This window comes from Tsukamurella sp. NPDC003166 (assembly GCF_040611135.1).
Classification (GTDB): domain Bacteria; phylum Actinomycetota; class Actinomycetes; order Mycobacteriales; family Mycobacteriaceae; genus Tsukamurella.
This window is the reverse complement of sequence record NZ_JBEXNL010000013.1, coordinates 85,098-102,602: the sequence shown is the minus strand read 5'-3', so window position 1 is coordinate 102,602 and position 17,505 is coordinate 85,098. Positions and strand designations below refer to the sequence as shown.

Below are 17,505 nucleotides of genomic sequence, written 5' to 3'. Positions count from 1 at the left end.
CACGATACAGTCAATCCGGTTGACGAAACAAGGGGTGACGCGGTGTCGAGACCGGGCTACGAGCTACCGCTCCTCCTTCTCGGCGGCTTCCGCGAGGCCGTCGACGAGGCGCACCGCATCCTGGCCGACCAGGGCTTCCCCGAGGCCCGCCCGCGGGACGGGTTCGCGATGCAGGCCGTCGGCGACGGCTCGACCGCCGGCGAGATCGCCGCGACACTCGGAGTGTCGAAGCAGGCCGCCGCGAAGACCATCGCCCGCCTCGTCGACCTGGACTACGTCGCCGTCGGCCACGACCCCGAGGACGGTAGACGGCGACTCGTCGCGCCCACCCCTCGCGGTCGCGCGATGCTCCGGGCGAGCGCAACAGCTTTCGAGGGCGTCCGCGACGCATGGACACAGCGGATCGGTGCCGGCCGACTCGACGCCATGCTCGACGACCTGGCATCTCTGGCGGCATCGCCGATCCGCCTCGACACTCTGGCATCGCTGACTCAGGATGCGGACGACCAGCGGAAACGCACATCACGGGCGAGCGACGCCGAATAGCCATTGACGTGACACCACAGTGGTGTCATAGTTGATGTCATGGACATCACGCCCTACGTCAACGACCTCCAGCGTCAGCTCATCGCCGCGGCGGAGCGCGACTTCGCCGATGCCGGCGTCGACGACGCCGGCGCGAGCGCGGAGCGGCTCGCTTCAGGCCTGGACGCCGCCGTGCGGCTGGTCCTGCTCGACGCGCTGTCCGCGGCCGCGGCCGAGATCACCCGTGACCTGGTGCCGGGCTCCGTCGACCTGCGCCTGCGCGGCCGCGAGGTGGACTTCGTCGTCGCCGCGCCGTGCGCGGAACCGGACGACGCGGCCACCCCCTCCAGCGGCGTCGAGTTCGACGACGCCAGCACCTCCCGGACCACCCTGCGCCTGCCCGACGCGCTCAAGGCCCAGGTCGACGAGGCCGCCGCCGCGGAGGGCGTGTCGGTCAACACGTGGCTGGTCCGCGCCGTCGCGGCGGCACTGGCTCCCCGCAAGCGACGATCCGTGCAGCGCGCGCTCCGCACCGGCGACGACTTCGCCGGCTGGGCTCGCTGACCCCTCCCTGAACCCGGAGTCCAACAGCTCGACGCCGAACCCCGCACCCCGCGGGGTCGGCCGAGCACACCCCGAAAGGCCCGCCATGCCCGTCTTCCCCACCCCCGAGCCCATCGACCTCGCCGTCAACCTGCAGGTCGGCGACCTCGAGGTCGTCGCGACCGACCGCACCGACACCGTCGTCACCGTCTCCCCGAGTTCCCCGAACAAGGCCGCGGACCGCCGGGGCGCCGAGGCCGTCCGCGTGGAGTTCGACGGTGCCCGGCTCGTCATCGTGGGCCCCAAGCCGACGTTCGGGCTCATGAGCTTCCTCGGCGCCGCCGAGTCCGTCGACATCACCGTCGAGTTGCCCGCCGGCTCCCGGTTCACCGCCGAGAGCGCCGTCGGCGGGGTCCGCACCGAGGGCCGCCTGGCGGCCACGCGGATCAAGGCGAGCACCGGCACCGTCGAGCTCGAGACGACGGGCGACCTGTGGCTGCGCGCGGGCCACGGCAACGTCACGGCCGGCGCGGTCGAGGGCACCGCGGAGATCACCGCCGACCACGGGCGGATCCGGATCGCGGCCATCGCGGGCGACGCGGTGCTCAAGGCCTCCCACGGCAGTGTCCGCATCGGGGAGACGACCGGCGGCGTCGAAGCGAACCTGTCCTACGGCGACCTCGACATCGACCGCGCCACCTCGTCCGTTGCGGCGAAGACGGCGTACGGCGCCATCACCCTCGCCGAGGTCTCGGGCGGCGTGATCGACCTCGAGAGCAGCTACGGAAGGCTCACCGTCGGTGTGGCGGAGGGGGTTCCGGCGTGGCTCGACCTGTCCTCCAAGGAGGGACGCGTGCGGAATCGTCTCGAGGAGGGCCTCCCGGACGTGGGCGATCCGGACGCGGAGCCGGCGGGCGCGCACCTCTCCGTGCGGGCGCGAGCGAAGTTCGGCGACATCGACATCCGGCGCGCTCGCTGAGCGCACATCCCTCGTCAGGAGAACATCATGACCATGACCACCACCGCGGCGATCGAGGTCCGTGGCATCGAGAAGAGCTACGGCGATCTGCCGGTGCTCCGCGGGGTCGACATCGACGTCGCCCCCGGCAGCGTCTTCGCCCTGCTCGGCGCGAACGGCGCGGGCAAGACCACACTGGTCCGCATCCTGTCGACGCTGCTGCGCCCCGACGCGGGCAGCGCGACCGTGCACGGCTACGAGGTCACCGCGCAGCCGCAGCGGGTCCGCGAATCCATCAGCCTCACCGGGCAGTTCGCCGCCGTCGACGAGATCCTCACGGGCCGGGAGAACCTCGTGCTCGTGGCGCGGCTGCGCCACCAGGACGACCCCGGCACCGTCGCCGACGCTCTCCTGGAACGGTTCCGCCTGACGGACGCGGGCGGACGCCGCGTCGGTACCTATTCCGGCGGCATGCGGCGGCGCCTCGACATCGCCATGAGTCTCATCGGCGACCCCGCGGTGATCTTCCTCGACGAGCCCACCACCGGCCTCGATCCGGAGGCCCGGATCGACGTGTGGGAGATCGTGAGAGAACTGGCGACACAGGGAACGACGGTCCTGCTGACCACCCAGTACCTCGAGGAGGCCGAGCAACTGGCGGACCGCATCGCGATCCTGCGCGACGGCCGGATCGTCGCGAACGGCACCCTCGCCGAGCTGGGGCGCCTGCTGCCGGCGGCGAGGGTCGAGTACGTCGAGAAGCAACCCTCGCTCGAGGAGGTCTTCCTCGCGCTCACCGGATCTCGCACCGAACCCACCACGGAGGACCGACCATGACCAGCTACGCCGTCTCGGACACCGGTGCGCTGCTGGGCCGATCACTCAAACACATCACCCGCAGCGCCGACACGATCATCACCACCGCGATCACGCCGATCGCGATGATGCTGCTGTTCGTCTACGTCTTCGGCGGGGCGATCAAGGGCAGCACCGGCGGCACGAACTACGTGAACTACCTGCTGCCCGGAATCCTGTTGATGGCCATCGCATCCGGCATCGCCTACACGGCGCTGCGCGTGTTCAACGACATGCAGGGCGGGATCTTCGAGCGCTTCCAGTCGATGCCGATCGCGCGCACGTCGGTGCTGTGGGCACACGTGCTCACGTCGATGGTCGCGAACGCGATCACCGTCGTGATCATCCTCGGCGTCGGGCTGCTCATGGGCTTCCGCTCCTCGGCCGGCCCGCTCGCCTGGCTCGGCATCGCCGGGATCCTGACGCTGTTCACGCTGGCGCTCACCTGGATCGCGGTGGCGGTCGGTCTGACCGCGAAGTCGGTGGACGGCGCGACCGGGTTCTCGTACCCGCTCATCTTCCTGCCCTTCATCAGCTCCGCGTTCGTGCCGACCGCCACGATGCCCGGGCCGGTGCGCGCCTTCGCCGAACACCAGCCCGTCACGTCGATCGTCGACACGATCTCCGCCCTGCTCGCCCAGCGCCCCGTCGACGGTGCCGCTCTCGCCTCCGCACTCGGCTGGAGCGCGGGCATCCTGGTCGTCGCCTACGGCGCCGCGATGCTCGCGTACCGTCGCCGGATCCGCTGAGCCGAACCGGCGCTCAGTCCTTCTGGTGCGTGGGCGTGGCGAAGAACTGCACCAGCACGAAGGCGATCACGAGCGCCGCGGCGGGCAGGATGATCGTCGAGCCCATCGCGTCGGCGAACGGGCCGCGGAGGAACTCCGGCAGGGCGCCGGTGGACATCGCCCCGCCTCCCCCACCGGCGGCGGCGTGCCCCGTGGCGGCGGTGAACTTCTCTTCGATCTGGTGCTGCATGAGCACGCCGACCGCCGCGCTGCCGAGCACAGCGCCCACCTGGCGGGTCATGTTGTAGACGCCGGAGCCGGCGCCCGCCAGCTGCAGCGGCAGGTTCCGGTTCGCGGTGGCCGCGAGCGGTCCCCAGATGAACGCGTTACCGACACCCATCAGCCCGATCGGCAGAAGGATGCCGACCACGGGCGTGGTGTCGTGTGCGACGAAGGCCAACCAGAACAGCGCGATCGCGTTGGCGGCGAAGCCGAATCCGGTGAGGTAGCGCGGGTGCACTTTGTCGGCCAGCTTGCCCGACGGTGCCGCCAGGGCCCCGGAGATCACGGCGAGCGGGATGAGCAGCAGCGCCGAGCGGGTGGGCGTGAGGCCCATCGACTTCTGCGCGAACAGCATCAGCGGGATCGACATGCCCGTCACCGAAAAGCCCATGCACGCGATGGCCGCGTTGGACAGCGAGAAGTTGCGGTCTTTGAACAGCGACAGCGACATCAGCGGCTCGGCCGCCTTGGACTGCCACCACACGAAGACCATCAGCAGCACTACGCCCGCGGCGATCATCCCCCAGATCTCTGCGGACCAGTCCTCCTTCTGCCCCTCCTGCAGTCCGAAGGTCACCAGGAACAGGCCGGCCGCGCTGAGCAGGATGCCCGGGATGTCGAGCTTGTGCTTGTGCGTGGGCAGGTTCGGCACCAGGATCACCGCGGCGATGAAGGCTGCGATACCCACGGGCACGTTGACGAAGAACACCCACTCCCAGCCCAGCCGGTCGACGAGCACGCCGCCGGCCAGCGGCCCGACGAGGATCGCGACACCGGCGACGGAACCCCACAGCGCCATCGCCGTACCGCGCTTGGCCGCCGGGAATGTGCGGGTGATCACGGCCATCGTCTGCGGCGTCATCAGCGCGGCGCCGATGCCCTGCACGACGCGGGCCGCGATGAGCATGCCGATCGTCCCGGACAGGCCGCACCACGCCGACGAGAGCGTGAAGATCGTCAGGCCCACGAGGTAGAGCCGCTTCGGGCCGAACATGTCGCCCAGGCGCCCCGCCAGCAGGAGCGGCACCACGTACGCCAGCAGGTAACCGCTGGTCACCCAGATGACGCCGTTGAGGTCCTTGCCCTGGGTGAGGTCGATCCAGATGGAATCGGTCGCGACCGAGACGATCGTGGAATCGACGAGGATCATGAAGAAGCCCACGACCAGCGCCCAGAGGGCGGGCCAGGGCCGGTACCCCGAGGGCAGCCCGGGCAGCGCGCCCGGATCGTACTGCTGCGGTGCAGCGGTGGCGTCATTCGCCATGGTGGTGAGCCTTCCAGTCCAGGGTTTCGTCATCGAGCCGTCCGACGGTGCGCCGCAGCCAGTCGGCTTCGGCGGCGCGCATCGCGATCAGGTAGTCCAGGTCGAGCAGGTACGCCGCGGCGGTGCGCTCGAGCGCCCGGGCATGGCCCGCACGCATCTCCGTCAGCTCGCGGTCGACGCGTTCGAGTCGCCCCGCGAGGAGCGCACGCACCACGCCGCGGTCGAGGTTGTGCGCCTCCGAGACCGCGAACGGGAACCGCGGATACTCCTCGGCGGGCCGGGCCAGCAGGTCGGCGACGACGGCCTGCAGCCGTTCCCGCCCGGCCGGAGTGATCCCGTACGTCGTGCGCTCGGGCCGGTTGCCGTCCCGTTCCGTGGACACGGCGACGACCATGCCGTCGTCGGCCAGCCGGTTCACCGCGTGGTAGAGCGAACCCGCCCGGAGCTTGACCACGAGGTCCTCGCGCCGGTCGACCATCGTGGTGAACATCTCGTAGGGGTGCATGTCCCGCTCGGTGAGCAGCGCGAGCGCCGCGATCGCCAGCGGTGCCATCTCCCGCGTCCGCGCCATCCCCACCTCCGATCCGTGCGCTCGGCGGCAACACTACGCCGCGAGTACTCCAGACGGAATATGTGCAGCCGGGGTATTCGCCCGAATCGGACGTAACGTCGCTATGTCCCTGATCACAGCGGAATCCGCTCGCAGTCATGCCCCCACTGTCGCGGGCACAAGTGTCAGTTCGTGACCGCTGCGGCGTCCGTCACGCGCCAGGCCCGGGCCGCCGACGGCTTCTTCCCGCACGACATCATCCGCGGCGGCAGGTCCTCCGCCGTGACCGTCATGGTCCACGCGCGCCCGTCCTCGTGCTCGACGGTGACGGCGTGGACACCGGCGGCCGGCGCACCGTCGGACGTGGTGCGCAGGGCATCGGGACCGACGGGACCGAGGACCTCGCGAACGGCGACCTCCGCCGCCTGCTCGGCCGGCGGGATCGACGAGCGGCCGCGCAGTCCGGACGTGGACACCACGCCCGCGCGCGCGGCGTCGAGGGCCTCCCCGGCCTGCGCGCTCGACACGCGACCGTAGGTGTAGCCGGTGGGCAGCACGATCACCACGGGGGCGAACCGGTGGCCGCCGGTGTGCGAGCACTCCCACACCACCGGCTCGGGGTAGCGGGCGGCGAGCTCGGCCGCGATCGGCCGGCCGAGGACCGCGCAGCACACGTCGCGCTTGCCGTTGGTGCACACGAGCGCGATCGGGCCCGCGAGGTCGCCGGCGGCCGGGTCGTCGACGGGCAGGCGCGGGATCTCGGCGTAGTCGGCGACGGTGAACATCCGCAGCGAGCTCCGGCCGGTCACCGAGGCCGCGACGAACACCCGCATCGGCCCGGTGCCGCCCGCGCGGCCGGGCCGGTGGATGAGGAGCACCCGCAGAGCGCGGTCGTCGGCGAACCGTTCGATCGCCTCCCCCACCTCCGGAGCGAAGGTTGCGCCGGAGAACGGATCACGGCCCCAGCCGGACTCGTTCTCGATGCAGAGCCAGCCCGTCTCCGTCGTCGCGGTGCCGGGGAGCGGCTCGTCCGTGAAACTCGAACAACGCTCCGTCATACCGCCACCGTAGCGGACTACCATGAGCCGCGATGATCGCGCGCGCCCTGAGAACCGCAACCGTCGTCGGCCTTCTCGGTGCGCTCGTCGCCCCGGCCGGCGCGACGCCGGCCCCCGCACCGTCGCCCACTCCCGGGCCGGCCGTGGCCACCCTGGTGACCGACGCCTGCCCGCACAAGCACGTCCCACCGCCCGCCGTCGACGCCTCCGAGGTACCCAAGCCCGGGGCGCCCACGCCCGCGCCGCTCGCCGTCCCGGACCCGCCGGTCGGGGGCGCGAAGCTGGGCGGGTGCGGCCTCGTCGTGCCCGACGGTGCGCCGCCCGCCCCGCCCGGCATCGACTCCGCGGGCTGGCTCGTCGCCGACGCCACCGACGGGACGGTGATCGCCGCGAAGGATCCGCACGGCCGGTACCGCCCCGCGAGCACGATCAAGCTGCTGCTGGCGCAGGTCGCGCTCCGCGACCTGAAGCTCGACACCGTCGTCGAGGGGACCGCGGAGGACGCCGCGCAGGAGGGGGACGCCGCCGGCGTCTCCCCCGGCGGCCGGTACACCGTCAAGGACCTGCTCGAGGGCCTGCTGCTGATCTCGGGCAACGACGCCGCGCACGCCCTCGCGCGGCAGCTCGGCGGCGTGGACGCCGCGGTCGCGAAGATGAACGAGCTCGCGTCCGCGCTCGGGGCGCACGACACGCGGGCCGCGACCCCGTCGGGCCTGGACGGCCCCGGCATGAGCACCAGCCCGTACGACCTCGCCCTCATCCTGCGGGCGGCCCTGCAGGACAAGCGGTTCGTGGAGATCGCCGCGACACCGCGGGTCACCTTCCCCGGTCACCCGCCGGTGCCGACGACCGGACCGCCCACCCCCCTGCCTCCGGGGGCGAGCGCACCGCCCGCGCCGACATCCGTTGCGCCCTACCCGATCCTCAACGAGAACCGGCTGCTGACCGATTTCCCCGGCGCGGTCGCCGGTAAGAACGGCTACACGGACGACGCGAAGAAGACCTTCGCCGGCGCCGTCGACCGGGACGGTCATCGCTACGTCATCGTCCAGATGTTCGGCCTCACCCACGCGGGCAACACCTACTGGGACCAGTACCGCCGCCTGCTCGACTACGGCGTCGCGCTGCGCGGCAAGTCCGTCGGCACGCTCGTCGCCGCCACGGGATCCGGTGCGGCGGAGCACCGCCCCGGCGAGGGACACGACGCGGTGGTCGCGAGCGGACCGTCGGGCATGGGCAACGGGACCCGGGTGCTGATCGGCCTGGGCGGCCTCGCGGTCATCGCGGCGCTGGTCGGTGCGGCCATGCGTACGAACCGGGGCCGCTGACGTGGTCACCGCGCCGGCCGGGGCGGCGACGGTGCCCGACAAGGGACTTCGCTCGAACTCCCTGGGGCTGCTCAGCAACATGGCGATCGGCCTGTCGTCGACGGCGCCCGCGTACAGCCTCGCGGCGACGCTCGGCGGCGTCGTCGCGCACGTGCACGGCAAGGCGCCCGCGATGTTCGTGGTGGCCTTCGTGCCGATGCTGCTGGTGGCCCTCGCCTACAAGGAGCTCGCCGCCGACACCCCGGACGCCGGGACCACCTTCACCTGGGGCAGTAGGGCGTTCGGGCCGTGGGTCGGATGGATGGGCGGCTGGGGCCTCGCCGTGTCGGCGATCATCTGCCTGGCGAACGTCGCGGAGATCTCCGCGACCTACCTCCTGCGCTTCGTCGGATTGAACGCACTCGCCGAGAACCGGCTCGCGGTGGTGGGTTTCGGGTGCGTGCTGATCGTGGCGATGACGTGGGTGTCGTACCGCGGGATCGTGGTGTCCGAGCGGATGCAGAACGCGCTGATGTCGATCCAGTTCGCCGTTCTCGCCGTCGCGGCGGGGGCGGCCCTGTGGGCCGTGTACGGCGGGCACGCCGGAGCTCAGGCGGTGCGGCCGACCTGGGATTGGTTGGACCCGACGGGCCTGAGCGCCTCGCAGATCGCGGCCGCCGTGATCCTGTGCATCTTCCTGTACTGGGGCTGGGACGCGTGCCTCGCCGTCGGCGAGGAGACCAAGGACTCCTCCTCGACCCCGGGCCGGGCCGCGGTGCTCGCCACCGTCGTCCTCATGGGCACCTACGTGCTCGTGGCGGTTGCCGTGCAGGCCTATTCGGGATTCGGGGACACCGGCATCGGGCTGGGCAACACCGACAACCACGACGACGTCCTGACGGTGCTCGGCCGTCCGGTCGGCGGTGCGGTGCTGGCGGGCCTGCTCGTGCTCACGGTGGCGCTGTCCGCGCTGTCCTCCACCCAGTCGACGGTGCTGCCCACGGCCCGCGGAACCCTCGCGATGGCGGTCTATCGGGCGGTGCCCGAGCGCTTCGCCCACGTGCACCCCAGGTATCTGACACCGTCCTTCGGCACCGTCGTCATGGGCGCCTCCGCGCTGGCCTTCTACCTGACGCTGGCGTTGCTCAGCAGGAACACACTCGAGGACTCGATCAGCTCGCTCGGGCTGGCCGTCGCGTTCTACTACGCGATCACCGCGTTCGCCTGCGCATGGTACTTCCGGCGGACCGTCCGGCGGTCGCTGCGGAACCTCGTGCTCCGGCTGGTCCTCCCCGTGCTCGGCGGGTCCGCGATGATCTGGGCGTTCGGGCAGAGCGCCGTCGACATGATCGCCCCCGACTACGGACGGACCGTGATCGGCGGCATCGGCGGGGTGTTCGTCATCGGCATCGGCATGCTCGTGCTCGGGATCCCGCTGATGATCGGCTGCGCCGTGCAGCGCCCCGCGTTCTTCCGCGGCCGCACGCTCCCGCGCGCCGGCGCGCCCGAGGACGCCTGAATCAGCGCCTGCGGCGCAGCAGGGAGCCGAGGCCGAGGCCCGCGACCAGACCCGCTGCGCCCGCGATCGCGGTCCGTGCCGCTTCCGGCTCGGACCGGATGACGGGCGAGATCACCACGGGATCGGGGGCCGACGGGATGACGTAGCGCTGGTTGCGCGGGTCCGTGGCCGCCCAGGCCGTGGCGAACAACAGCATCCGCGCGGTGAAGTAGATGAACAGCATGATGCCGAGGATCGGGCCGAAGGTCGCGCCCGCGGGACTGCGCAGCGTGGCACCGATGATCAGGGTCGCGAACTGGGTGAACACCGTGAAGACGACGGCCATCAGCAGTCCGGCGTGCAGGGCGTTGCGCCACGGGAAGCTGACGCGGGGCATCCGCGCGATGACGAAGGTCCACAGGACCCAGGTCGCGAACACCGTGATCAGCAGTGTCACGCACGCGATCAGGATCGCCAGGCCGGGAACGTGATCCAGGCCGACGGCGGTGAGCAGCGTCCTCGTCAGTGGGCTGCTGCCCACGGCGATGAGCGCCGAGCACACCACGATCGCGGCGAAGAGGCCGATGAGTGCCGCGAGATCGCCCAGCTTCTTGCTGACGAAGTTCTGCTCGGGCTCCTCGCTGTCCCACATCTCGGTGAGCGCGGCACGCACGTTGCCCACCCAGCCGAGGCCGGCCCACAGGCCACCGAGCAGGCCGATGAGTCCGACGGTGCCGCGCGAGGAGATCGCTCGGTCCAGCAGCTGGTTGATCGTGGTGGCCATCTCCTGGTTGGACATCAGGTCGCTGATCCGCTGCTTGATCTCCGCCAACAGCTCGGCATCGTTGACCAGCACGTAGCCGCCGATCGAGAACACGACCATCGCGAGCGGGAACAGCGCGAACACACTGAAGTAGGTGATCCCGGCGCCGTAGTAGTCGCCCTTGTTGTCCTGGTACCGCATGGCGGCGGCCATCACGTGATCGAACCACGGCCATTTGTCACGGTACTTCTGGAGCATTCGGGAATCCTCCTGCGGGTGTTCGCTACGTCACATCGGCTAGGGCGCCAGGAACCCTACCCTGTCGTAGACGTCCGCGAGGGTGCGCGCCGCGATCTCCTGTGCGCGCTCACGTCCCGATGCCAGCACCCTGTCCAGTTCCGCGCGATCGTCGAGGTACCCCTTGACCCGGTCGCGCAGCGGCGCGGCGAAGTCGACGAGGACGTCCGCGACCTGCGTCTTCAGATCGCCGTACCCCTTGCCCTCGTAGGCCAGTTCGAGGTCGGGGATCGGGGTGCCGGTGAACGCCGACTCGATGGTCAGCAGGTTCGACACGCCCGGCTTGTTCGCCCGGTCGAAGCGGATCTCCCGCTCCGTGTCGGTGACCGCCGACTTCACGCGCTTGGCGATGACCTTCGGGTCGTCGAGGATGCTGATCAACCCCGCGTCCGACTCCGCGGACTTGCTCATCTTGGCGGTCGGGTTCTGCAGGTCGTAGATCTTGGCGGTGTCGGAGACGATGTGCGCCTCGGGCACCACGAAGGTCTTCTTGAACCGGGTGTTGAAGCGCTGCGCGAGGGTCCGAGTCAGCTCCAGGTGCTGCCGTTGATCCTCGCCGACGGGCACCAGCTGCGGCCGGTAGAGCAGGATGTCCGCCGCCATGAGGATCGGGTAGGTGAACAGGCCGACCGACGAGCTGTCCGTGCCGTTCTTCGCCGACTTGTCCTTGAACTGCGTCATCCGGCTGGCCTCGCCGAAACCCGTGATGCAGGACAGGACCCAGGTCAGCTCGGCGTGCTCGTGGATCTGCGACTGCACGAACATCGTCGACCGCTCGGGGTCCACACCGAGCGCCAGCAGCTGCGCGGCCGCGAAGGCGGTGCGCTCGCGCAGGGCCTTCGGATCGTGCGGCGTGGTGATGCCGTGCATGTTCGGGATGAAGTAGAAGGTGTCGAACTCGTCCTGCAGCTGCACCCACTGCCGCACCGCACCCAGGTAGTTGCCGAGATGGAACGAGTCCGAGGTCGGCTGGATACCCGACAGCGCGCGCTGCCGCTTCGTGGGGGTGGGGGCGGTTTCCGTCACGGGGAACGAGTCTATCGGCCCCGTTCCGGCCCGTCGCCCCAGTATCGGGCCCGACGGTGCCCGCCCGGTCCGACTGCCGCGCCGGTCCGGCCGCCACGGCCTCCGAGCCGGCCGCGCGCGCTCAGGCGTATTCGACGGTGACCGGCGCGTGGTCGGACCAGCGCAGGTTGTACGCATCCGCCCGCTCGACCACGGCCGACGACGCCCGCTTCGCCAGCGCGTTGTTGGCGATCTGCAGGTCGATGCGCCAGCCGGAGTCGTTGTCGAAGGCCTTGCCCCGCCACGACCACCACGCGTACGGGCCGGGCACGCCGGGGTGCAGGTCGCGAACGACGTCCTTGAATGCGCGCCCCTCACCGATGTACTCGCTCATCCAGGCCCGCTCCTCGGGGAGGAACCCCGAGTTCTTGACGTTGCCCTTCCAGTTCTTGATGTCCAGCTCGGTGTGGCCGATGTTCCAGTCGCCGCACACGACGACCTCGCGCCGCCGCCGTCCGAGCTTCGCCAGGTACGCGCCGAACTCCGCACGGAAGCGGTCCTTCTCGTCCTGCCGTTCGGTACCGACGTCACCGGAGGGGAGGTACAGGGAGGCGACGGTGAGATCCTCGAAGTCCGCCTCGATGTAGCGGCCCGCGTGGTCGAACTCCTCGCTGCCGAAACCGATCCGCACGGCGTCGGGCTCGTTGCGGGACAGCACCGCCACGCCGTTGCGGCCCGCCGTCGAGGACTCCGCGGCCGCCAGGTGCCAGCCCGCCTCCAATGCGGGCGCGAGCGCGGTCAGCGTCTGCTTGTGGGTGGCACGCACCTCCTGCAGCAGCACCACATCGGCCCTCGTCTCGCGCAGCCAGGGCAGCATGCCGAGGTTCTCGTCGGACCGCTGCTTCACCGCGGCGCGGATCCCGTTGACGTTGATCGAGGTGATGATCACGCGAGCGCCTCCACCGTGAGGCCCAGGCCGGCCCACTCCGACCGGACGCGAGTGATGTCGGCGGCGTCGGACACGCCGAGGAGCACGCGCGGTCCCCGCTCCGCCAGGATCTGCACGAAGACGGCGACGCCCTCCTCATCGGCCATGACCTGTTCGGCCTGCGCGATGCCGAGCACCACGGCGCCGGGGCCGCCGAGCCAATCGAGGTCACCGATGCTGTCCGCGAGCGCGTCCCAGTTGCCGCCGAAGTCGAGCGGGAACTGCAGGACGGCCGAGACCTCGTTGAGCAGGGCGGCCTTGGTGCGCATCCGGCTGCCGCGGGCCACGAGCACGCGGGGACGGTCGCGACGCTTGAGGGAGTCCAGATCGGTGCCGGTCAGGGCGGCGCCGGAGCCGGACTGGAGGAATTGGGGAAGGGTGCTCATCGGATCCTCGTGAAGGTCTCGTAGTGGTCCAGGGTGTACCAGGCGCCGCCGTCGGCACCCGTGATGATCCGCTCCGCATCGCGCCCACGGCCGGACTTCTTGATGTTGACGTCCCACTCGGTGTACGTGGCGGTCTTGCCCTTCGAATCGGTCTTGGGCAGCCGGTTCTCGAAGTTGCCGAAGTTACGGCCGCCCTGCGTACCCGACCCGTCGTTCGGGGGCCATGTGCCCGCGTCGATCCGGGCGAGTGTCGCGAGCACTCGCTGCGGGACCGCCGAGTTCGACGGTGCCCCGGCCGACGAGCGCGCCGGGCCGGGCTTGGCCGTCACCGTCGGCCCCTTCACCACGGACGAGGACGCGACCGGTGCCGCGGTGGCCCCGGGCTGTGCCGACGACTTGCCGCAGGCGACGAGACCGACGAGGGCGAGTACCACTATCGCGCAGAGGGCCAGGATCCTTCGCATACCCCAAGACCCTACCGACGAGCACCGACAGGTTCCGCGCTCCGTCGTGCTACCAGCACCCCGATGGCGAACACCAGCAGGCCGGCGACCGCGAGCCCACTGCCGACCAGGGCGGGCGCGGTGTACGCGCCGCCGGCGGCGATGACCGCTCCGCCGAGCAGCGCGCCCAGCGCGTTCGCGATGTTGAGCGCGGAGTGGTTGAGCGTCGCGGCGAGGGTCTGCGCCTCGCCCGCGACGTCCATCAGCCGGGTCTGCAGGGCGGGCACCAGCGCCGAGGCGGTGAGACCGATGAGGAAGAACAGGGCCACGGGGGCGACGGGCTGCGGCGCGAACACGGAGAACAACGCCTGCAGCACGACCAGCGCGACGAGCGCGACGGCGATCGACCCGATCACCGAGCGGTCCGCGGCGCGACCGCCGACGGCGTTGCCGATCACCATGCCCACGCCGTAGACGGCCAGTACGATCGGCACCGAGCCCGCGCTCAGCCCGGACACCGAGGTGAGCGTGGTGGAGATGTAGGTGTACACCGCGAACATCCCGCCGAACCCGACGATGCCCGTGAGCAGCGCGAACCAGACCTGCGGCCGGGCGAGCGCTCCGAGCTCGGTGAGCGGGTTGGTCACCGGAATGCTGACCGCGGGCAGGAAGGCCAGCAGCGCGGCGACCGTGACGGCGCCGATGACCACGACGACGCCCATCGCGTACCGCCAGGTGAACGCGTTGCCCAGCCAGGTCACGAGCGGCACCCCGATCACGTTGGCCACCGACAGGCCCATGAGCACCTGCCCCACCGCGCGGCCCCGCCCCTCCGGCCCGGCCAGGTGCGCCGCCACCAGCGCTGCGACGCCGAAGAAGGCGCCGTGCGGCAACCCGGCGACGAACCGGGCCGCCATGAGCGTGCCGTAGGTGGGGGCGAAGACCGACAGCGCGTTGCCCACGGTGAACGCGACCATCAGCCCGATCAGCAGCAGCCGGCGCGGCACCCGGGCGAACGCGGCCGCGATGAGCGGCGCCCCCACGACGACGCCCAGCGCGTAGGCGGAGATCACGTGCCCGGCGACGGGCTCGCTGACCTCGAGGTCCTGCGCGATACCGGGCAGCAGGCCCATGGCTGCGAACTCGGTGGTGCCGATACCGAAACCGCCGAGCGCCATCGCGCCGACCGCGAGCCTGGTCCGGGTAGAGGAATCCACGTGGCCGTGCAACGCCCAGGCCTGTTCCCTCCTTCCCGCAGCCCCTGTGACCTCGTTCACGGGGAATCGGTCGGTTATGATGCAGACGAGGTCATGAGTGTCAGCGCACAGCCCCGGCTTGCTGACCGGCAACCCTCCGCCGCGGTGGGGTGCCCCGGGTGATGACCTGGTTTCCCGGTGATCCCTGCCGGGCGGCAAGCGCGAGGAGAGGTTCGGTGACCATCAGCATCCGCACAGGTCGATCCATCGACAGGTCCCCGGGCGACTGGGCCCGGGTTCCGGACGGTGCGATGCAGTCCCTGTCACTCGGCCCCCTGGTGCTCGAATCAGGTGTCGTCCTCGAGGACGTCACGATGGCCTTCCAGCGCTGGGGCCGCCCGAACGCCGACCGCAGCAACGTCCTGCTGGCCCTGCACGCCCTCACGGGCGACTCGCACGTCACCGGCCCGCCCGACGCCGATCACCGCTCAGCCGGCTGGTGGGACGGCCTGATCGGCCCCGGAGCGGCGGTGGATACGGACGAGTGGTGTGTCGTCTCCGCGAACGTCCTGGGCGGGTGCTCGGGTTCGACGGGGCCGGCGTCGCTCGCCCCCGACGGTCGGCCCTACGGTTCCCGCTTCCCCGTCATCACGGTGCGCGACCAGGTGGAGGCCGAGGCCGCGCTGCTGCGAGCGCTCGACGTGCACGACATCGCGTCGGTCGTCGGCGGCTCCATGGGCGGCGCGCGGGCCCTCGAATGGGCCCTGATGTACGGCGAGTTCCTGCGCTCGGCGCTGATCCTCGCCGTGGGCGCCCGCGCGACGGCCGATCAGATCGGCACCCAGACCACGCAGATCGCTGCGATCACGGCGGATCCGCACTGGCACGGCGGCGATTACCACGACGCCGACGGTGCGCCGACCGCCGGCCTGGGTGTCGCCCGCCGGATCGCGCACTTGACCTACCGCACCGAGATCGAACTCGACAGCCGGTTCCGCAACGACGCGCAGGGCGATGAGGAGCCGCTCGCGGGCGGCCGCTACGCCGTCACCTCCTATCTCGACCATCAGGCCGAGAAGCTGGTCAACCGGTTCGACGCCGGCAGCTACGTGGTGCTCACCGAGGTGCTCAACCACCACGACGTGGGCCGCGGTCGCGGCGGCGTCGAGGCCGCGCTGCGCGGCTGCCCGGTCCCCGTGGTCGTCGGCGGAATCGATTCCGACCGTCTGTATCCACTGCGCCTGCAACAGGAGATCGCCGACCTGTTGCCGGGCTGCGAGGGCCTCGTCGTCGTGCACTCACGCGACGGCCACGACGGCTTCCTCACCGAGATGAACGCCGTCGCGGAGCTGCTGTCGCGCACCCTGGACATCGCGCGCCGCTGACGGAACGCCGCCGAGGGCCTACGGGGCCGGGCTGGTCACCGTCGGCGCGCCCTCGGAGGACGACGGTGCCACCGGCACCATCCGCGGCTCGATCGCCCCGAGGACACGCCGAGACGGATCGGGCGACGCATCCGAGGGCGCGGCACCGTCGGGACGCGCAGTGCCTCCCCCGACGCGCGCACGGGGAGCGCTCAGCCCGTTGCCGGGGAGGAACTCGGAGGACGGCAGAGCCGACCCGGGCGGCGGATTCTGGCCGGAGCCCTCGGCGGGCGGCATGATCGTCGGCGACGGCGTTCCGGACGGCGTGCCCGTCGGGAGGGACGGCAGGATCGTCGTCGGAAGCGTCCGGGTCGGCGTACTCGGTACGGTCGGCGTCGGTGTCGGCCACGGGGCCCGCGTGGTGGACGGGTGGACGGGCGCTGGCGCGAAGGTGGTCATCGTCGGGGTCACCTCGTCCCGGCCGGTGTCCCGGGGAGCCGAGGTGGGTACGAGCGTGTCCACGGGCGGCAGGGTCGAGGCGACGGCGGACGTCGGCGGTGGCCCCACCTCCGAGGTGGGCGCCGTCTCTGCGGACGAGCGCACCTCCGTCGAGGTCGGAACGACCTGATCGGTGGTCTGACCCGCCGGACCGATGATGCCGGTCACGTAGCCGGTGGCGAGGATCGCGCCGGTCAGCGCGGCGAGAACCAGCAGGGGCAGCACGGCGGCGGTCAGGCGGACGCTGTGCCCGCCGATTCCACCGAGGCCGCTGCTCACCAGGGACGACGGCGCCGTTCCCGCGGACCAGCGGTCCGCCGCGAGCAGCGCCGCGCCGGTGGGGGCGATCGCCTCGGGCTCCTCGACGGACAGCGGCTCCGCGCCGGCGGCCCGGGCGATGTCGGCGACGGCCTCGCGCACGCCGGCGTTCTGCGCGCCGCTGCCCACCAGGACCACCGCTTCCGGGCTCGTCTCGGCTCGACCGATCGTGGAGTGCAGGAATTCGGCCACCCCGTGCGCCGCGCCGACTCCCGCGTCCGGCCCGTCGACGACGACGCCGCGCGCCCGGCGCTCGGCGGTGACGGCTCCGCCGCGCACGGTGTAGATCCGCAGGCCACCCGCTCCCAGATTCGCGATCATCACACTCGGATAGCGAGCGATCAGGCCGCGCTCGTCGAGCGCGCGGAGGACCGCGTCCGATTCACGAACGATCCCCGCGGACCGGACGCCGCCCCGCGCGCCGCAGCGCACGGACATCAGGCCCCGGCGCGATTCGACGGTCACGGCGGCGGCGTCGACGGTGCGCTCGGAGTGGCTGGCCAGCAGGTCGAAGCCCGACGAGAGCAGGTTGCCCCGCCGCCCGAGGCGGTACGGCCCGGGATCGATCGTGCGGGCCTGCCGGCCGACGATCCGCCCGTCTTCGAGATCGAGAAGGACGCAGTGCACGGGTCCGGGGCCCACGGACGCGCCGAAGGACGAGATCCCCATGGCACCTCCG

18 protein-coding genes and 1 riboswitch are annotated in these 17,505 nt (G+C 71.3%); of the genes, 8 read left to right on the top strand and 10 right to left on the bottom strand.

What is annotated here, in order from left to right; genetic code table 11:
* Window positions 1-42: 42 nt before the first annotated feature.
* From ABZX10_RS15565 to ABZX10_RS15545, 5 genes are all read left to right on the top strand, one after another.
* Entirely contained in the window at window positions 43-546 is a 504-nt protein-coding gene (locus ABZX10_RS15565; RefSeq protein ID WP_355541401.1) for a MarR family winged helix-turn-helix transcriptional regulator, read from the top strand.
* Window positions 547-585: 39 nt separating this feature from the next.
* Window positions 586-1,089: a toxin-antitoxin system HicB family antitoxin gene (locus ABZX10_RS15560; protein WP_355541398.1), complete on the top strand. Its 504-nt coding sequence runs from the start codon at window positions 586-588 to the stop codon at window positions 1,087-1,089.
* An 85-nt stretch (window positions 1,090-1,174) separates the two neighbouring features.
* Complete coding sequence (locus ABZX10_RS15555) at window positions 1,175-2,047, top strand: DUF4097 family beta strand repeat-containing protein (protein ID WP_355541395.1); 873 nt, start codon at window positions 1,175-1,177, stop codon at window positions 2,045-2,047.
* Window positions 2,048-2,080: 33 nt separating this feature from the next.
* Window positions 2,081-2,863 carry an ATP-binding cassette domain-containing protein gene (locus tag ABZX10_RS15550; RefSeq protein ID WP_355541517.1) on the top strand — a complete coding sequence of 261 codons (783 nt, stop codon included), beginning with the start codon at window positions 2,081-2,083 and terminating at the stop codon, window positions 2,861-2,863.
* Window positions 2,860-3,630, top strand: a complete 771-nt coding sequence (locus tag ABZX10_RS15545) for an ABC transporter permease (RefSeq protein ID WP_355541392.1) — start codon at window positions 2,860-2,862, stop codon at window positions 3,628-3,630. Before ABZX10_RS15550 ends, ABZX10_RS15545 begins: the two co-directional genes overlap by 4 nt.
* Window positions 3,631-3,643: 13 nt before the next feature.
* On the opposite strand, the gene ABZX10_RS15540 is transcribed toward ABZX10_RS15545, so the two are convergent.
* From ABZX10_RS15540 to ABZX10_RS15530, 3 genes are all read right to left on the bottom strand, one after another.
* Window positions 3,644-5,041, bottom strand: coding sequence for a DHA2 family efflux MFS transporter permease subunit (locus ABZX10_RS15540; protein WP_355541513.1), 1,398 nt, complete (start codon window positions 5,039-5,041; stop codon window positions 3,644-3,646).
* Between the two features lie 103 nt (window positions 5,042-5,144).
* Complete coding sequence (locus tag ABZX10_RS15535) at window positions 5,145-5,726, bottom strand: helix-turn-helix transcriptional regulator (RefSeq protein WP_355541390.1); 582 nt, start codon at window positions 5,724-5,726, stop codon at window positions 5,145-5,147.
* A 164-nt stretch (window positions 5,727-5,890) separates the two neighbouring features.
* On the bottom strand, window positions 5,891-6,763 hold the full coding sequence (locus ABZX10_RS15530) for a sucrase ferredoxin (protein ID WP_355541387.1): 873 nt from the start codon (window positions 6,761-6,763) through the stop codon (window positions 5,891-5,893).
* Between the two features lie 32 nt (window positions 6,764-6,795).
* Here ABZX10_RS15530 and ABZX10_RS15525 point away from each other — a divergent pair, with 32 nt between their 5' ends.
* Entirely contained in the window at window positions 6,796-8,091 is a 1,296-nt protein-coding gene (locus ABZX10_RS15525; RefSeq protein WP_355541384.1) for a serine hydrolase, read from the top strand.
* Between the two features lies 1 nt (window position 8,092).
* Window positions 8,093-9,589 carry an APC family permease gene (locus tag ABZX10_RS15520; protein ID WP_355541381.1) on the top strand — a complete coding sequence of 499 codons (1,497 nt, stop codon included), beginning with the start codon at window positions 8,093-8,095 and terminating at the stop codon, window positions 9,587-9,589.
* A gap of 1 nt (window position 9,590) precedes the next feature.
* On the opposite strand, the gene ABZX10_RS15515 is transcribed toward ABZX10_RS15520, so the two are convergent.
* The 6 genes from ABZX10_RS15515 to ABZX10_RS15490 all read right to left on the bottom strand — a co-directional run bounded on the left by ABZX10_RS15515 (window position 9,591) and on the right by ABZX10_RS15490 (window position 14,667).
* Entirely contained in the window at window positions 9,591-10,589 is a 999-nt protein-coding gene (locus ABZX10_RS15515) for a YhjD/YihY/BrkB family envelope integrity protein (RefSeq protein WP_355541378.1), read from the bottom strand.
* A 39-nt stretch (window positions 10,590-10,628) separates the two neighbouring features.
* Window positions 10,629-11,654 carry a tryptophan--tRNA ligase gene (gene trpS / locus ABZX10_RS15510; protein ID WP_355541375.1) on the bottom strand — a complete coding sequence of 342 codons (1,026 nt, stop codon included), beginning with the start codon at window positions 11,652-11,654 and terminating at the stop codon, window positions 10,629-10,631.
* A gap of 121 nt (window positions 11,655-11,775) precedes the next feature.
* On the bottom strand, window positions 11,776-12,582 hold the full coding sequence (locus ABZX10_RS15505) for an exodeoxyribonuclease III (RefSeq protein ID WP_355541372.1): 807 nt from the start codon (window positions 12,580-12,582) through the stop codon (window positions 11,776-11,778).
* Window positions 12,579-13,007: a barstar family protein gene (locus ABZX10_RS15500; RefSeq protein WP_355541369.1), complete on the bottom strand. Its 429-nt coding sequence runs from the start codon at window positions 13,005-13,007 to the stop codon at window positions 12,579-12,581. The genes ABZX10_RS15505 and ABZX10_RS15500 overlap by 4 nt, the downstream gene beginning before the upstream one ends.
* On the bottom strand, window positions 13,004-13,471 hold the full coding sequence (locus tag ABZX10_RS15495) for a ribonuclease domain-containing protein (protein WP_355541366.1): 468 nt from the start codon (window positions 13,469-13,471) through the stop codon (window positions 13,004-13,006). Before ABZX10_RS15495 ends, ABZX10_RS15500 begins: the two co-directional genes overlap by 4 nt.
* An 11-nt stretch (window positions 13,472-13,482) precedes the next feature.
* Window positions 13,483-14,667 (bottom strand): MFS transporter, encoded by a 1,185-nt coding sequence (locus ABZX10_RS15490; protein ID WP_355541363.1) that lies wholly within the window; start codon window positions 14,665-14,667, stop codon window positions 13,483-13,485.
* 89 nt (window positions 14,668-14,756) lie between these two features.
* Window positions 14,757-14,874: riboswitch (SAM riboswitch) on the top strand.
* Window positions 14,875-14,882: 8 nt separating this feature from the next.
* Between ABZX10_RS15490 and ABZX10_RS15485 the strand changes: the two genes are divergently transcribed.
* Window positions 14,883-16,031: a homoserine O-acetyltransferase gene (locus ABZX10_RS15485; protein ID WP_355541360.1), complete on the top strand. Its 1,149-nt coding sequence runs from the start codon at window positions 14,883-14,885 to the stop codon at window positions 16,029-16,031.
* A gap of 18 nt (window positions 16,032-16,049) precedes the next feature.
* On the opposite strand, the gene ABZX10_RS15480 is transcribed toward ABZX10_RS15485, so the two are convergent.
* On the bottom strand, window positions 16,050-17,495 hold the full coding sequence (locus ABZX10_RS15480) for a hypothetical protein (protein ID WP_355541357.1): 1,446 nt from the start codon (window positions 17,493-17,495) through the stop codon (window positions 16,050-16,052).
* Window positions 17,496-17,505 lie beyond the last annotated feature (10 nt).

Bases quoted from the DNA above. Each gene is read 5' to 3' on its own strand.
- ABZX10_RS15560 (WP_355541398.1), top strand. From the start codon at position 586: ATGGACATCACGCCCTACGTCAACGACCTCCAGCGTCAGCTCATCGCC.
- ABZX10_RS15555 (WP_355541395.1), top strand. From the start codon at position 1,175: ATGCCCGTCTTCCCCACCCCCGAGCCCATCGACCTCGCCGTCAACCTG.
- ABZX10_RS15550 (WP_355541517.1), top strand. From the start codon at position 2,081: ATGACCACCACCGCGGCGATCGAGGTCCGTGGCATCGAGAAGAGCTAC.
- ABZX10_RS15545 (WP_355541392.1), top strand. From the start codon at position 2,860: ATGACCAGCTACGCCGTCTCGGACACCGGTGCGCTGCTGGGCCGATCA.
- ABZX10_RS15540 (WP_355541513.1), bottom strand. From the start codon at position 5,041: ATGATCCTCGTCGATTCCACGATCGTCTCGGTCGCGACCGATTCCATC.
- ABZX10_RS15535 (WP_355541390.1), bottom strand. From the start codon at position 5,726: ATGGCGCGGACGCGGGAGATGGCACCGCTGGCGATCGCGGCGCTCGCG.
- ABZX10_RS15530 (WP_355541387.1), bottom strand. From the start codon at position 6,763: ATGACGGAGCGTTGTTCGAGTTTCACGGACGAGCCGCTCCCCGGCACC.
- ABZX10_RS15525 (WP_355541384.1), top strand. From the start codon at position 6,796: ATGATCGCGCGCGCCCTGAGAACCGCAACCGTCGTCGGCCTTCTCGGT.
- ABZX10_RS15515 (WP_355541378.1), bottom strand. From the start codon at position 10,589: ATGCTCCAGAAGTACCGTGACAAATGGCCGTGGTTCGATCACGTGATG.
- ABZX10_RS15500 (WP_355541369.1), bottom strand. From the start codon at position 13,007: ATGAGCACCCTTCCCCAATTCCTCCAGTCCGGCTCCGGCGCCGCCCTG.
- ABZX10_RS15495 (WP_355541366.1), bottom strand. From the start codon at position 13,471: ATGCGAAGGATCCTGGCCCTCTGCGCGATAGTGGTACTCGCCCTCGTC.
- ABZX10_RS15480 (WP_355541357.1), bottom strand. From the start codon at position 17,495: ATGGGGATCTCGTCCTTCGGCGCGTCCGTGGGCCCCGGACCCGTGCAC.